The organism is Bradyrhizobium sp. CCGUVB1N3, from assembly GCF_024199925.1.
Taxonomy (GTDB): domain Bacteria; phylum Pseudomonadota; class Alphaproteobacteria; order Rhizobiales; family Xanthobacteraceae; genus Bradyrhizobium.
Genome location: NZ_JANADR010000001.1, coordinates 2,964,379 through 2,978,301, shown reverse-complemented (window position 1 = coordinate 2,978,301; position 13,923 = coordinate 2,964,379). Strand labels below are relative to the sequence as shown.

Below are 13,923 nucleotides of genomic sequence, written 5' to 3'. Positions count from 1 at the left end.
GGAGTTCGCCATGGCATCCGCCGCACCGAAGCCACTGACCGGCACCACGGTCCTCGCTATCCTGATCGCGTTTTTCGGCGTCGTGATCGGCGTCAACGTCACCATGATGAAGCTTGCGATCGCGACGCTTCCCGGCACTGAAGTCGACAGCCCTTATGCCGCCGGTCTCACCTACGAGAAGGAGATCGCTGCGGCGCGGGGGCAGGCGGAGCGGAAATGGCAGGTCGACGCGAAGATCCAGCGCAGCGCCGATGGCAGTGCGACGGTGCGGATCGAGGCTCGCGATGCCACCGGCCGGCCGGTCACCGGCCTGAAATTCCTGGGGCGACTGGAGCGGCCGACCGACAAGCGCGCGGATATTTCCGTCGAATTCGCCGAGACCGGCATCGGCGTCTATGGCGGCAACGCGGCGGCCGTCGCACCAGGCCAGTGGGATCTCGTGCTCGAGGGCGATGCGCGCGGCGAGCGCATGTTCATGTCGCGCAATCGCGTGATCCTGAACTGAAGGAATTCGTCATGCAGGTCTCGCGCGACTTTTCCCATTATGTTCGTGCCGCGGGTGAGGGGCTCCAGCGCATCGATCTCGCCGTCGAGGGCGTGCACTGCGCCGGCTGCATGGCAAAGATCGAGCGCGGTCTCTCCGCCATTCCCGACGTGACGCTGGCGCGGGTCAATCTCACCGACCGCCGCGTCGCGCTGGAATGGAAGGAGGGTACGCTCGATCCCGCGCGCTTGATCGACCGGCTCGAAGAGCTCGGCTACAAGGCCTATCCTTATGAGACGGCAAGCGCTGAGGCGACCGAGGTCGCCGAGTCGCGCTTCCTGCTCCGTTGCCTCGGCGTTGCGGCCTTCGCCACCATGAACGTGATGATGCTGTCGATCCCGGTGTGGTCGGGCAATGTCAGCGACATGCTGCCCGAGCAGCGCGATTTCTTCCACTGGCTGTCGGCGCTGATCGCGCTGCCGGCCGCAGCCTATGCCGGCCAGCCGTTCTTCCGCTCGGCCTGGCGCGCGCTGTCGGCGAAGACCACCAACATGGACGTCCCGATCTCGATCGGGGTGACCCTCGCGCTCGGCATGTCCGTGGTCGAGACCATCCATCACGCCGAGCACGCCTATTTCGACGCCGCGATCATGCTGCTGACGTTTCTCCTGGTCGGGCGCGTTCTCGACCAGAACATGCGACGGCGGACGCGTGCGGTTGCCGGCAATCTGGCGGCGCTGAAGGCCGAGACCGCGGCAAAGTTCGTCGGGCCCGACGAGATCTCGCAGGTGCCGGTCGCCGCGATCAATCCGGGCGACATCGTGCTGCTGCGGCCCGGCGAGCGCTGCGCTGTCGACGGCACCGTGATCGAGGGTCGTTCGGAGATCGATCAGAGCCTGATCACCGGCGAGACGCTTTACGTCACGGCTGACAAGGGTACGCCGATCTACGCCGGCTCGATGAATATCTCCGGCAGCTTGCGGGTGCGGGTCTCGGCCGCGTCGGAAGCGACCCTGCTCGCGGAGATCACGCGCCTGCTCGACAATGCGCTCCAGGCACGCTCGCGCTATCGGCGGCTCGCCGACCGCGCCTCGCGCCTCTACGCGCCGGTGGTGCATGCGACCGCGCTCCTCACCATTCTCGGCTGGGTGCTGGCTGGCGCAGGCTGGCATGATGCGATCGTCACCGGCGTCGCCGTGCTGATCATCACCTGTCCCTGTGCGCTCGGACTCGCGATCCCGACGGTGCAGACGGTGGCCTCGGGCGCGATGTTCAAATCCGGCGTGCTGCTCAACGCCGGTGACGCGATCGAACGGCTGGCGGAGGCCGATCATATCATCTTCGACAAGACCGGCACGCTGACGCTGCCCGATCTCGACGTGGTCAATGCGGCGGCGATCCCCACCGATATTTTTGCGCTCGCCGGGCAGCTCGCATTGTCGAGCCATCATCCCGTGGCGGCTGCGGTGGCGCAGGCCGCCCGTGCCAAGTCGCCGATCGTCGGTGCTGTCGAGGAGGCCGGGCAGGGCGTGCGCGCGAACGTCGGTGGTGTCGAGGTCCGCCTCGGCCGGCCATCCTTCTGCGGTGCCGAGGATCTGGCAAGAAGCCGCGTCGATCTCGACCCCGAAGCATCCATCGTGGCCTTCAGCAGGGGCGCCGAAAAATTTGTCTTTACAGTGCGGCAGGCCCTGCGTCCGGATGCGGTCACGGTGATCGCGGCGCTGAAGGCGCGCAATATCGGCATCGAAATCCTCTCCGGCGACCGCGAGCCCGCGGTGAAAGCGGTGGCAGATACGCTCGGCATTCCCGAGTGGCGCGCCGGTGTCACGCCGGCCGACAAGATCGCGCGGATCGAGGAGTTGAAACGGCGTGGCACGCGCGTGCTGATGGTCGGCGACGGCATGAACGATGCGCCCTCGCTCGCTGCGGCCCGCGTCTCGATGTCGCCGATCTCGGCCGCGCATCTCAGCCAGGCGACCGCCGACCTCGTCTTCCTCGGCAAGCCGCTGGCGCCGGTCGTGACGGCCGTCGACTACGCCCGCAAGGCGTTGCACCTGATGCGGCAAAATCTCTGGCTCGCGATCGGCTACAACATCCTGGCGGTGCCGATCGCGATCAGCGGCATCGTCACGCCGTTGATCGCGGCGGCCGCGATGAGCGGATCGTCGATCCTGGTCATGCTGAATGCGCTGCGCGCGCGCAGCGCCTCGCGGAGGATCACATCATGGAAGTCCTGATCATCCTCGTCCCTCTGGCGCTGGGGCTCGGGCTTGCAGGCCTCGCCGCTTTCCTCTGGTCGCTGAAGAGCGGCCAATATGACGATCTCGACGGCGCGGCCTGGCGCGCCATCGCCGATGATGATCCTCCGCAGGAGCCGCAGCCCGATTTGGCGGAGGTGAAGCGCTAGGCATCGCTTCGGATTGCAACCGTCAGCAGTGCGGCAATGGCCAGCGCCGCTCCGACACCGATGACGCAGGCCGTCCACCCATAAGCATCGAACAGCCGGCCAAGCACCGCCGTACCGACGAGACCGCCACTGAAATAGCACGCCAGATACGTCCCGCTGGCGACGCCGCGGTTCTCGCTGGCCGCCAGCCCGACGAAGCCGGTTGCGGCCGCCTGGGCGAAGAAGGTGCCGACGCCAACCAGCACCATGCCGGTCAGCACGTTGGCCAGATGCGACGTCAGCATCAGGGGCAGGCCAAGTGCGGCAACGCCGAGCGCCGCCCAGATCGTTGGTCGCGTTCCGATGTGTGCCACGGCACGGCCCGCGAGCAGGGTGGTGACGACTGATGGCAGGAAGACCAGGTAGACGAGGCCGAGGTCCATCATGCCCAGCGACAGTGGGGGCCGCACCAGCACGAAGTTGACGAACGTGAAAGTCCCGATGAAGGCGAACAGGATGCAGAAGCCGAGACCGAACGCGGCGCGCAGCCGCGGACTGCGCCAATGCGTCGACATGGCGTTGAGCGGGGAGGCCGCCGGCGTCATCGCCTGCATCGGCCGGGCGCGCTGGATGCTGAAATGGACGAGCACGGCGCCTGCCAGATTGAGCGCAGCGAAGAAATAGAAGTTCGAGGCCAAGCCGAGGCTGTCCGCGACCGCGGCCGAGGCGAGCCGGCCAATCAGATTGCTCGCGACATTGCCGGTGATGTAGGCGGCGAACGCGCCGCCGGCATCCATCGCACTGCACTGCTCGCCGAGATAGGCGAGCGTCAGCGCGAAAGCGGAGGCCATGCAGAGGCCCTGGAGGACGCGCAAGCCGGTGAAGATCGTGAGGTTGGGCGCCCACGCGAGCAGACTGGTGGGGAACGCGAGCAAGGTCAGGCTCAGTAGAATGCCAAGCCGTCGATCGATGTGCGGGCTGAAGAAGCCGACCACGAGGCTGGCGATTGCCATGCCGAAGGTGCTCGCATTGACGGCAAAACCCATGGCCGCCGGCGTCACGCCGTAGTGCCGCGTCAGCGAGGGGAGGATCGCTTGGGTGGCGAACAGGTCGACCACGGTGAGGAAGGCGGTCAGGCCGATGATGATGGAGCGCAGCACAGTACTGCGCGAATGCTGGCCCATTTCCATTGCAAGCGGTTTCATGCGTGCAGACAGGTCGGTCATGACACAAAGTCTCCTCAACTTGGTCGTCATTCCGGATGCCCGGAATGACGACAGAGGCAATTGAGTGCGCTCGTCACATATTGTGGTCGCGCGGATCCTTGCGGACGTCGCCGACATAGAGAATGACCGTCTCCTTGCCGAGATTCTTCCACCAATGCGAGGTGCCGTAGACCTCGGGACGGAGGTCGCCAGCCTTGTGCACGATCGGATCGATGCAGTTGGAGGCGTATTCGACGATCTCGCCCTGCTGCACGAAGATCAGGGCGGGGCGGTCGTCATGGCTGTGCCACGGCACGATGCCGCCGGGCTCGATCGTCAACCTTCGGAAGCGAAGCTCGCGCTCCCTGATGTTCGCGGGCTGTTTTTCGAGATCGATGGAGCCGAGCGTGACGTCGGTGACGCCGACCGGCTTGTAGTCGACCATCTGGCGTGCATTCGGCTTGATCTTGTCGGCCGGACATTCGCCGGCGAATACCGGTTGTGCCGAGACCATGAGTGCACCGGCGAGTGCAAGGCCCGCCCACACTGCGCGCGACAGGATTGGATGCTTGAACATGGAACTTCTCCTCTGTTGGCCGCGGCCTCGTTGATGGCCGGCTGTGGGATCAGCCTGGTCGAAGCGAGGTATCCGATGAAATGCCATCTCGCTCTCGACGCGATAGCCCTGCGCTATCGATAGGCGGCGGCTATCGAACCGATTGGGGATCGGCATTTCCGCCTTCGCGCGATCCGGCGTTCGATGTGCGCTGACACCGCGTTCTCGAGGCCGCCCCTTGCGGGCGGCCCTGCGACGAACCTAGTATTCGAGCCGTAACGCCGGAGCCGAAAATGACGTCCCTCTCACCAGCCAATGCCGAGCGGCTAAGGCTCGCTTTCCAGCGCTGCCGCGATATGGAGGGCACGCTGAACGAGCAGCTTCGTGCCTATGCCGACGCCGGCCGCGAGATCTTTCCCGCCTATGGTGCGGCGGTTGATCGCCTGGTGGTAAGATTGAACGAGAATGGCGGCGGCGAAAACGCGCCGCGATCGGGCGAGGCGATGCCGCCGTTCATGCTGCCGGACGAGAACGGGAAGCTGATCACACTGCCTTCGCTGCTGGAGCGTGGCCCAGCGGCCATGATGTTCTTCCGCGGCCATTGGTGCCCCTACTGCCGGCTGAACGTCCGCGCGGTGACCGAGGCGCACGATCGCATCAAGGCGATGGGCGCGCAGATCGTCGCGATCATGCCGGAGACGCAGGAATTTTCAGAGAAATTCAAGGCAGAGTCCGGCGCGCCGTTCCCGGTGCTCACCGATCTCGACAACGGCTATGCGCTCTCGCTCAATCTCGCGATCTGGCTCGGCGCCGAGATTCAACAGCTTCTCTCCTACCAGGATATGGCCAAATTCCACGGCAACGACGGCTGGGTCCTGCCGATCCCCGCAGTCTTCGTCGTTGGTCGCGACGGCATCGTCAAGGCGCGCTTCGTCGATCCCGACTTCCGCACGCGCATGGAGATCGATGATCTGCTCGCGGCTTTGGAAAGCGCGAGCCGGGAGCAGTAGAGTTCGACTCGACGCCCGGCGAACTGCGTTCCCTTCTCCCCTTGTGGGAAGCTTATTACCGGGAAAAACGCAACACTCTCAATGGGTCATCCCGCGAGTGTCCGCCAAGTGTCGGGAATAGCGTTTTTCAAGCGTTTTCCAGCATTTTTCCGGTACGCCGCTCGTGGGGCGTCCTGGACGCGGCTACAGCCGGGATGCTCGGGGTTCTTGACCTTGACCCAGGGCGCAACGGCCACCGCGATAGGCGCGCTCGTGATGCTTCGACACCAGGCCCTCTAAGCCCATCTTGCAAGCGGTGCGAAACAGGTCGGGCCCGATCTCGCCTTGCTCGAAGGGCGCAGCATGGATGCCCTCGGGACGGCGCACCAGAAGCTGGGCCGGGTTCTGCTTGCGTAGGAACAGCGGCAGCTTGCGATAGTCGTCGCCTTCGCCTGCAAGCATGTCGAAGGCGTAAAGCTGGACCTCGTCATCGTACTTGCCGGACTGCAAGGCATCGAAGTTGGATATCCCATCGACGCCCAGGACCACGGCCTCGCCGTCGATCACGAACCGATCATGGCGCAGCTTCAGCACGCCTCGTCTGCTCTTAAGCGTCACTTTTGACTGCCGCCGAGCCAGTCCGACACGCCCTGCATCCACGGTAACACGGTGAACCCTCAAACCATGGAGCGCTCGTCTGATGTGCGAACGTTTGACCTTGTTACCTTTGCGATGGCTCAGCGGGAGCTGTACTGTGGGTTTGAATCTCTCTCGCTCCGCCACCCAGCCAACGCACTTTCGTACGTCCGTGTAGAGAAAGGCCGAAAATCCTGCCGCTTTCCTGCTTTCTTCCCGCCTGAGAAGCCTCGTCGCCGATCGAACTACCTAGGGCGTGGAGAGGCCCGGAGAACCGAATTTTCTCCGAACCTTTGTACCCCGAATCGGTCTAGTATGGCATTTCCCCGATAGACCAAGCGCTTGGCAGAAAGTAGTTTGGATCTTTCTCGCTCAACCGAGCTCGCCAGGGGTGAGTTGGAGCCTTGTGTCGCCGACCACGGTTTTTCCGACGTTGGGGACCGCCTTTCGGACGCAGATGAAGCCTTTCCAAGCTTCTTGACTCCCCAACTAAAAAGTCCGCTACTGAACCGCCCCGGGTTTGCCGGAGGCAATTTGGTTTAAGTTATGCCGCCATGGCGGGTTGTTCCAGCATGGCGTAGTAGCGTTGCTCGGCTTCGGCCGGCGGGATGTTGCCGATGGGCTCGAGGAGCCTTCGGTTGTTGAACCAGTCCACCCATTCCAGCGTCGCGAACTCGACGGACTCGAAGCTGCGCCATGGCCCGCGCCGATGGATCACCTCGGCCTTGTAGAGGCCGTTGATGGTTTCGGCGAGAGCGTTGTCATAGGAGTCCCCGACGCTGCCGACAGAAGGTTCGATACCAGCTTCAGCCAGACGCTCGGTGTATTTGATCGAGACGTATTGGCTGCCCCTGTCGCTGTGGTGCACGAGCCCGCCGCGATGGACCGGCCGGCGATCGTGCAGGGCCTGTTCCAGCGCATCGAGCACGAAGCCCGCATGCGCCGTGCGCGAGACCCGCCACCCCACGATCCTGCGGGCGTAGGCATCGATGACGAAGGCGACGTAGACGAAGCCGGTCCAGGTCGCGACATAGGTGAAGTCGGAGAGCCAAAGAACGTTCGGCCTTGGCGCCCTGAACTGGCGGTTGACGTGATCCAGCGGGCATGGCGCGGCCTTGTCGCTGATCGTGGTCTTGACGGGTTTGCCGCGGATGACTCCTTGCAAACCCATGTCCCGCATCAGTCGCGCCACCGTGCAGCGGGCAACATCGAAGCCTTCCCGCTCGAGCTGCCGCCAGACCTTGCGCACGCCATAGACCCGGAAGTTCTCATCGAACACCCGCCGAACCTCGATCTTCAGGGTAGCGTCCTGCCTGGCGCGCGCCGACAGCCTGGCAGGATCGCGCCGCCTGGCCACATGGGCGTGGTAGGTCGAAGGGGCGATCGGCAAGACCTTGCAGATCGGCTCGACCCCATGCGCCCCACGATGATCGTCGATGAAGGCGATCATGGCTTGGACCGGCGGTCGAGCTCCGCCATCGCAAAATACGCGCTCGCCTTGCGCAGGATCTCATTCGCCTGCCGAAGCTCACGGTTCTCCCGCTCCAGCGCCTTCAGCTTCTCGGCCATGTCGGTCGGAACGCCGGCCCGGTGTCCGCTATCGACTTCGTCCCTCTTGACCCAGTCGTGCAGCGTCTGCGGTGTGCAGCCGATCTTGGCCGCAATCGAGGTCACGGCCGCCCACCGCGACGGGTGCTCGCTCGCATGATCCAGAACCATCCGAACCGCACGAGCCCGGACCTCGGGTGAAAACTTGTTCGTCGTCTTGCTTGTCATGGCTCCATCCTCTCAGGAGTTGGAGCCTCCGGCAAACCCGTGGCGGTTCAGCGCTTTCGGGCCCCGATGCGAATACTCAATGGCAGCTCGACGTTTTTGAGGAGAGACGGACAAGTGTGTCGGATGGCTGAGCATTTCGGATTTGGCCAAGGTATTTTCTCGGGTGCTTCCCGTCTCAGTGTTGAGAACAAGCGCTGACTCGGAGCTACCCAACACCGACTGGATAAAATACCCGCCCGACTCCTTCGATGCGATCGGGAAGCCGAGCACCACTTCGTCGCTGAATTTGTACAACCGATCTTCCGCGCGCAGCCGGCTGAGTTTGTCGAAAAGATCGGAATAGGTGGCGGCCGTATCGTGATGCGCATGCATAACGAAGGCCTCAAACTTTCTCGGTGAGCGCTTTACCATTATAAATTAGCCCCGGCGTTTTCCCTTAAGCAACTATAGATTGTTAACGGGGTGCTGCGTCAATCCATTTGTCGCTCCCAGTTTGTGCGTGTGGCAGCAAAGGAGGCGGTGCCGATCGTGCCTCCAAGGCCATTCCGATCGATTGGCGTGCCCGCGACGAGTGCTTTCGGGTCGGCCGTCGAGTTCGGTCCCGATGACCCGATGATTGCCCCCTAAGATTTGGAGGTGACGTGCGCACCAGCAGTGTGCGCACACTTGGCGGGAATAGCAGTTGCCGATAACCTTGCCGGTTGCAATGTCGAGCGCCGCGACGAGCGAGGTCGTGCCATAGCGCGTGTAGTCGTGGCTGCGCTGTGCAGGCTGACCGGGACGCATGGGCAACACGGGCTGGCTACGGTCGAGCGCCTGGATTTGGGACTTCTCGTCCACACACAGGACGACGGCCCGCTGGGGCGGGGAGACGTAGGGGCCGACCACATCGCGCACCTTGGCCACGAAATCCGGGTCGGTCGAGAGCTTGAAGGTCTCCATCCGATGAGGCTGCAAACCGAAGGCCCGCCAGATGCGCTGCACGCTTGAGACGGACAGCCCGCTTTCCTTCGCCATGCCGCGCGAGCTCCAGTGGGTCGCATCCTTTGGAAGGCTTTCCAAGGTCTTTACGATGGTAGCTTCGATGCGCGCATCGTCAATCGTCCCGGGGGCTTCTGGCCTTGGCTCGTCGCGCAGGCCCTCCAGGCGGTCCCGTACAAAACGCCGACGCCACTTGCCGACCGCCATCTCGACCACACCGAGCTTCGCCGCCACCTCCTTGTTCTGGCAGCCTTCCGCATAGGCCAGAACGATCCGCGCCCTCAATGCCAGGGCTTGGGCTGTCTTGCGGCGGCCAGCCAACGCCTTCCAGTTCAGCCAGCTCCACGTCGGTTAGGATCAAGGGTGCCAATTGCCGCGCCATCGAATGCTCCATCGCTGTTGCCTGCAAAGGCATGGCATAGCAATGCGACTCTGCCGCGAATCTAATGATGACCTTCATTAATGGGCATGACGAAGGCGCGACGCGATGGCAACCAATGGAGGATTCGCAGCACTTGAAATAGTTTTCAGGCTGGGGCGCTTATCGTTCCAATCAGTGAGAGCCTTAAGAGTCAGGCGAGTCGAAGCCAGTTCATTCCAGGATCTCGCCACCTCATGCCATCTTGCTTGTCGTGCGGGCAATAGCTCAAGCATCCTTTGCGCCTTGCGTGCAGCCGAAAACTTCCCGACGCGCTTAGCTTCGTCCAGAGTTTTGCGCAGCTTTGCTTCGGTTTGTTTCCATCCGCAGCCGGTCGTTCTACCCTCGACGAAGTAATCCATGGAGATACGGAAGGTCAGAGCACGGCTTGCGGCGGCGTGCGATTCCAATTCGGGTTCGCTCAACCATTGACGAACAGCTTCGAGCTGCTCCGGCGTGCTAAGCGAGGGAACGTCGCCATCCTCGAAAATCAAGAACGAGGCGAATGACGCGACGTCGATTTGCAGGTCCAGATCTTGCGCTTCCAGCCAACTGACGATTGCTTCTGTTGGTATTGGCGACATCATTTTGGCTCTCCTTCCTTACGGTCGTGATTGCGCTTGATGCCCCTAACTAGGTAGTGCTCATCGTGAAAGCGATTCGGCCGAAGAACGTTGCACTGGTCAACTACAAGAATTTGTAGGCGGCCCTAGTCAACGGCTGGCGAAAGTTTCGACGTTCTCATCAACGCTAAGTGAGCTGTCGCCGCGTTTTCCCGAGCGGTTTGCTTGACCGCTCGGATTGCTCTTTGTCGCGCAGCTTGGCTTTGCTTCTTCTTTTTGGGCGCGTTTGGTCTTGGGGCGATATGGTGCGGTCTCACTGGGCGGTAGGTTTGCATCTGACATGAGAGACCCTCGGACAGACATCTTACAGTCGAGACCGCTCGCGGCCTTCCAGAGACGGCAACACCGGGCCCTGCTTGTTCTTGGTGCAACCGCCGTGGTGCGCCTGTCCTTACCTCCGGATGAATTCTGTTTGGGCGTGAGACCAATCCAGGCCGCAAAACGGTTTGTGTGAGCCATGCGTGCGGGTCGACGTCCGTTCATCTTCGCGGTATGCAGAGCCGCCTGCCAAAGCGACTGCGACCTCGCGTTACGTCCGCGTCTGGTTCGGTCGGGTGCCTTGGCACCCTCGGCGGAGACTCTCGATTGGATGCGAGGTGCGCAAATGAGCCCAATGCTCGGCAGGGAAGTCGAAGAACGCAAGCAGCAACGTGCCACGCCCCTTTTTCTAGCTCTCACCGTTCGTCGGAACTAAAGCGATCGGAATCATACTGCACGATAATCCACTTGCTGATGGTCGCGCTCGGCCGCGGCGCGGGCGCCTCCAATGCAAGCTCGGCAGTTGCCATATCGGCAAACGTGCCCTGCAGGGTCGTATATGGAAGGCGGTACCATAGATTGTTGCTGCCGAGCATCCAAGCCTGCCAGCCGTGCGCCACGGCCTGTTTCAAGAACACAGGGTGGGCGGCCGCGAAAGCGTCTTCCGCGAAAGTCTCTTCCAAGTCATACGAGCACAGATACTTTGCCATGGTGGCGCCGCTTCACAGAATTGCCCACCAGCAAGCAATCACGATCGCGGTATAAACGAGCACAGCACCAATTGCTGACGTGATCTCTACCAACGTGATTTCCATCGCGTAGCTCCCACTTCGACGGCGTGACCTGCCGCCCACCAGACGGTGTAGGTGAGCAAGGAATTCTTCCACCAATCGACTATCTGGACGCCATTGTCTGTCACCCTCACCGAGAAGCGGGTTGAGGTGCAATAGTCAAAGCCGCTATAGTATCGCGGGCGCTTAGGTCTTAGCAGCCAATGCGACTTGGCACCGAAATGATATATGCTCGGTAGCGCACCGGCGATGTGGCACTCATTGTCGAAGTCGTAACCGTTTGCTAAGCTCCCGGCTACGCGAACACTGATCCTGTTGTACCTGCGGCCTTCATGTTCGTACACGCTGAGGACTTCGCGATCGAGCGCATGCGCGAACACAATCGCCGCGGAAGCCGCTCGGACATGTTGCTCCATGGTGCCTCGCGAGCACGAACGGGACGGACCCGACATGGCGTTGGAAACATCCCGGGTCCGCCCGCAGCATCGCCGCCCGTGCAAGACCGCCGATGCCCACCCAGCGAAGCAAGGAGCGTGCCGCCTTAACTGTCCTCTTTCTGTCTGTTTTGCTGTTCGGACCCGGGCGCTTCATGTGCAAATGTCTGAAACCTGACGCGCACGCCACATACGCCTAACAGTGCAGCGCGGGCGTGACTGGACAGTCCGCGGCGAGAGGACGCTGTCGCTGTCCGCCCGCGCTGCCGAGAAGACTAGCGGTCACATGACTGCCGCACGTGTGAGTCACACGCCGCTAACTTCCATAGTCAACGATCGCTGAGCACGATGCTGACCAGCCGCGGGGAGAAGCAGCCCCGAGCATTACCAAGTCGTGCACCCTTCGTGCCAAGATCAGATCCCAGTTCGCATCATGTTTGCGTCGGATCTGTCAGCTTTTTGACATGCCGATGTCTTGATGTCGACGCCGACGCGAATTGATGTCCGCGCTTCGGTCGCTGTTGTGGGCAGAGCGGATGAGGCGAATTTATGAGGCCCCGACGGGGACGGCATTCCAGCCACCGCGCGGGTCACGCCGGGGCGGCTTGTGTTCGCCCGCAGTATCGGCCAGCGTTGCCAGATAGCACTCGATTTCGGCGGTCGGGACCAGAACCCGCGCGCCGTAGCGCTTCCTGAAACTTCATTTCCAGGCCAGCCCGGACCGGGAGTCGTCGAGGCGGCCGGCATCGTGACCAACCAACTCTGGTAGGCGCCTCGCGGATCTCATCGGGATACAAATGCGAAGCGCATATGAGGACTGGCAGCGTGGGGCAGAGAAAATGACCGATAGGCGCGTGCTTCGGTTTTGGTTCTGTCTCTGTCTCTGTCTCGGTCTTGGACTTAGTTTCAGTCTTGGCCTACGGATTTTGCCGGGTGGGCTGGCCGGGCAGAGCGACGACGTGCGTGCGGAAGACAACGCCCTGATCAACCAGGTTAGATCAACTTGGCGAGCGCATGATGGTGAGACGGCGGAGCAAATCTTTGCCAGGGTCGCGAAGGTCGCACACTTCGTTCCCAAAGGATGGGAGCGTGGCCGAAAGACTGACACAGGCGAGCCGGTCGTGCTTTCCTGGGCCAAACACAAGTTTGATAGAACAACGGACGACCATACGGTCACCTGGGAGGTGGGACGCGACGGCACAGTGACACTTGTGACGCCAGATGCAAAACCGATGGAACTAGGCTGGCGGGCGTTCGCACTCTCACTTCTTGCTGACGAGGCCACAAGCAACGAAACGGGAGTGAACCGGCGCTTTCTACTTGATCCCGCTAACTTTAACTTCGTGACGACAGCGCAAGGCAAGCTGGGCGATCTTCTACGGCGCGGTCGTTGCATTATTGGCGATGGTGTTAAGATGGACTACTTGCCGATGCTGGACGAGCAACAAACGGTCAAGGACGGCTTGTGGCGCGTTCAGCTTTCGGTCGACTGCGATGTTCAGGGGGCTGGTCATTCTACCCGCGATGTCATCGCTTTCGAGAAGCGCGAGGGGCAAGATTGGGAGCCGCAATCGTTCCTAGCCAAGCGTATCGCGACCTATGCCCCAGAGTCTTTGTTTGATTTTGCGGAACCGAAAGATCAGGAAGCCGTCGAGGCGTCCCGGAAGGCGTTGGCACACTGACATTGGCTTGCGCTGCCGATACCGTGGCGGATGACGATGATTGAACGTGAAGTCGCCGCGTGGCTGCTCAATGTGTTCTCGGTCCACAAACTCGCCCCCCAGACGATGTATGTGAGAAAGGAATTCTTCCGCCAATCGACTATCTGGACCGCCATTGTCTGTCACTCTCACCGAAAAATGGGTTGAGGTGCAATTGTGGTGCTCCCCAAGGGAGATGCGCACACGTTGATTGGTGCCGTGTTCAATTTCATCGGCACCTGCCGCTTGCGCGCCCCCGACGTGCTGGCCCGCGAAGCGTTTGCACAAGCGGGCCGCGAAGAACGGAAATTGCTGGACGCTCGGACCGCAAGCGTCGTGCGCGCATTGAGCCACACCACGCCACCGCTGTTTCGCGAAGCACAATCGTGGACGCGACGCGTTGGGCGCAACCGTCTAGCCTAGGAGGGACCATGCGTCGTTTAGCTCTACTTGCCGAGACTATTGCGTCGTCGTTGCCGCGCTTGGCATCGGCGATTCCCGTCACGAAATCGTTGTCTCGCGGTGGGAGCCGAAGAACTCGGCACCGCTTGACCCGTTCGTGAATGCGCGCAGAGTGATGCGCACCAACAAGAAGCATCGGTACGTCCGGGGATCGCGTCGAACGAGTCTCGAGCGGCTTGTTCAGCGCCCCAATCTTCTAGGAAGTGTCCCAGATCGTCTAGCGC

Annotated in this window: 14 protein-coding genes, 1 pseudogene and 1 other annotated feature; of the genes and pseudogenes, 6 read left to right on the top strand and 9 right to left on the bottom strand. The window is 62.0% G+C overall.

The genetic code is table 11. The annotated features are described in order from the left end of the window. Positions 1 to 10: 10 nt before the first annotated feature. Genes NLM33_RS14160 through ccoS form a run of 3 tightly spaced genes read left to right on the top strand, consistent with a single transcriptional unit; the run spans position 11 to position 2,891 of the window. Positions 11 to 505, top strand: coding sequence for a FixH family protein (locus NLM33_RS14160; protein ID WP_254096651.1), 495 nt, complete (start codon positions 11 to 13; stop codon positions 503 to 505). Between the two features lie 11 nt (positions 506 to 516). Then, positions 517 to 2,721 carry a cation-translocating P-type ATPase gene (locus NLM33_RS14155; protein WP_254096650.1) on the top strand — a complete coding sequence of 735 codons (2,205 nt, stop codon included), beginning with the start codon at positions 517 to 519 and terminating at the stop codon, positions 2,719 to 2,721. Continuing rightward, entirely contained in the window at positions 2,709 to 2,891 is a 183-nt protein-coding gene (gene ccoS, locus NLM33_RS14150; RefSeq protein WP_254096649.1) for a cbb3-type cytochrome oxidase assembly protein CcoS, read from the top strand. The genes NLM33_RS14155 and ccoS overlap by 13 nt, the downstream gene beginning before the upstream one ends. Here ccoS and NLM33_RS14145 read toward each other — a convergent pair. Both NLM33_RS14145 and NLM33_RS14140 read right to left on the bottom strand, forming a co-directional pair. Beyond that, a complete protein-coding gene (locus NLM33_RS14145) occupies positions 2,888 to 4,096 on the bottom strand; it encodes an MFS transporter (protein WP_254096648.1) in 1,209 nt (402 codons plus the stop codon). The two genes, ccoS and NLM33_RS14145, sit on opposite strands and share 4 nt — an antisense overlap. Before the next feature lie 73 nt (positions 4,097 to 4,169). Next, positions 4,170 to 4,652 (bottom strand): cupin domain-containing protein, encoded by a 483-nt coding sequence (locus NLM33_RS14140; protein ID WP_254096647.1) that lies wholly within the window; start codon positions 4,650 to 4,652, stop codon positions 4,170 to 4,172. Between the two features lie 272 nt (positions 4,653 to 4,924). Between NLM33_RS14140 and NLM33_RS14135 the strand changes: the two genes are divergently transcribed. Next, on the top strand, positions 4,925 to 5,641 hold the full coding sequence (locus tag NLM33_RS14135) for a peroxiredoxin-like family protein (protein ID WP_254096646.1): 717 nt from the start codon (positions 4,925 to 4,927) through the stop codon (positions 5,639 to 5,641). A 183-nt stretch (positions 5,642 to 5,824) separates the two neighbouring features. Here NLM33_RS14135 and NLM33_RS14130 read toward each other — a convergent pair whose 3' ends face one another. The 7 genes and pseudogenes from NLM33_RS14130 to NLM33_RS14105 all read right to left on the bottom strand — a co-directional run bounded on the left by NLM33_RS14130 (position 5,825) and on the right by NLM33_RS14105 (position 11,022). Continuing rightward, the gene (locus tag NLM33_RS14130; RefSeq protein ID WP_371929947.1) at positions 5,825 to 6,214 is read right to left on the bottom strand and encodes a hypothetical protein; all 390 of its coding nucleotides are present in this window, start codon (positions 6,212 to 6,214) and stop codon (positions 5,825 to 5,827) included. A 586-nt stretch (positions 6,215 to 6,800) separates the two neighbouring features. Continuing rightward, positions 6,801 to 8,032, bottom strand: a protein-coding gene (locus NLM33_RS14125) for an IS3 family transposase (protein ID WP_254094988.1) whose coding sequence is annotated in 2 segments (ribosomal slippage) — positions 6,801 to 7,741 and positions 7,741 to 8,032 — 1,233 coding nt in all. Because the reading frame shifts where the segments join, the coding sequence is not laid out codon by codon here. Beyond that, positions 7,632 to 7,748: a sequence feature (AL1L pseudoknot), on the bottom strand. (Overlaps the previous gene by 117 nt.) Positions 8,033 to 8,044: 12 nt before the next feature. After that, positions 8,045 to 8,443 carry a hypothetical protein gene (locus NLM33_RS14120; RefSeq protein ID WP_254096645.1) on the bottom strand — a complete coding sequence of 133 codons (399 nt, stop codon included), beginning with the start codon at positions 8,441 to 8,443 and terminating at the stop codon, positions 8,045 to 8,047. A 258-nt stretch (positions 8,444 to 8,701) separates the two neighbouring features. Further along, positions 8,702 to 9,349, bottom strand: a pseudogene (locus tag NLM33_RS14115) (IS630 family transposase); the annotation flags it as partial. A gap of 123 nt (positions 9,350 to 9,472) precedes the next feature. Further along, positions 9,473 to 10,018, bottom strand: a complete 546-nt coding sequence (locus NLM33_RS14110) for a hypothetical protein (RefSeq protein ID WP_254096644.1) — start codon at positions 10,016 to 10,018, stop codon at positions 9,473 to 9,475. A 126-nt stretch (positions 10,019 to 10,144) separates the two neighbouring features. After that, positions 10,145 to 10,513 carry a transposase gene (locus NLM33_RS49635; protein WP_371929946.1) on the bottom strand — a complete coding sequence of 123 codons (369 nt, stop codon included), beginning with the start codon at positions 10,511 to 10,513 and terminating at the stop codon, positions 10,145 to 10,147. Positions 10,514 to 10,728: 215 nt separating this feature from the next. Continuing rightward, positions 10,729 to 11,022, bottom strand: a complete 294-nt coding sequence (locus tag NLM33_RS14105) for a hypothetical protein (protein ID WP_254096643.1) — start codon at positions 11,020 to 11,022, stop codon at positions 10,729 to 10,731. A 1,354-nt stretch (positions 11,023 to 12,376) separates the two neighbouring features. Here NLM33_RS14105 and NLM33_RS14100 point away from each other — a divergent pair. Both NLM33_RS14100 and NLM33_RS14095 read left to right on the top strand, forming a co-directional pair. Then, positions 12,377 to 13,219: a nodulate formation efficiency C protein gene (locus NLM33_RS14100; protein WP_254096642.1), complete on the top strand. Its 843-nt coding sequence runs from the start codon at positions 12,377 to 12,379 to the stop codon at positions 13,217 to 13,219. Positions 13,220 to 13,444: 225 nt separating this feature from the next. Next, the gene (locus NLM33_RS14095; protein WP_254096641.1) at positions 13,445 to 13,660 is read left to right on the top strand and encodes a hypothetical protein; all 216 of its coding nucleotides are present in this window, start codon (positions 13,445 to 13,447) and stop codon (positions 13,658 to 13,660) included. Positions 13,661 to 13,923: the final 263 nt, after the last annotated feature.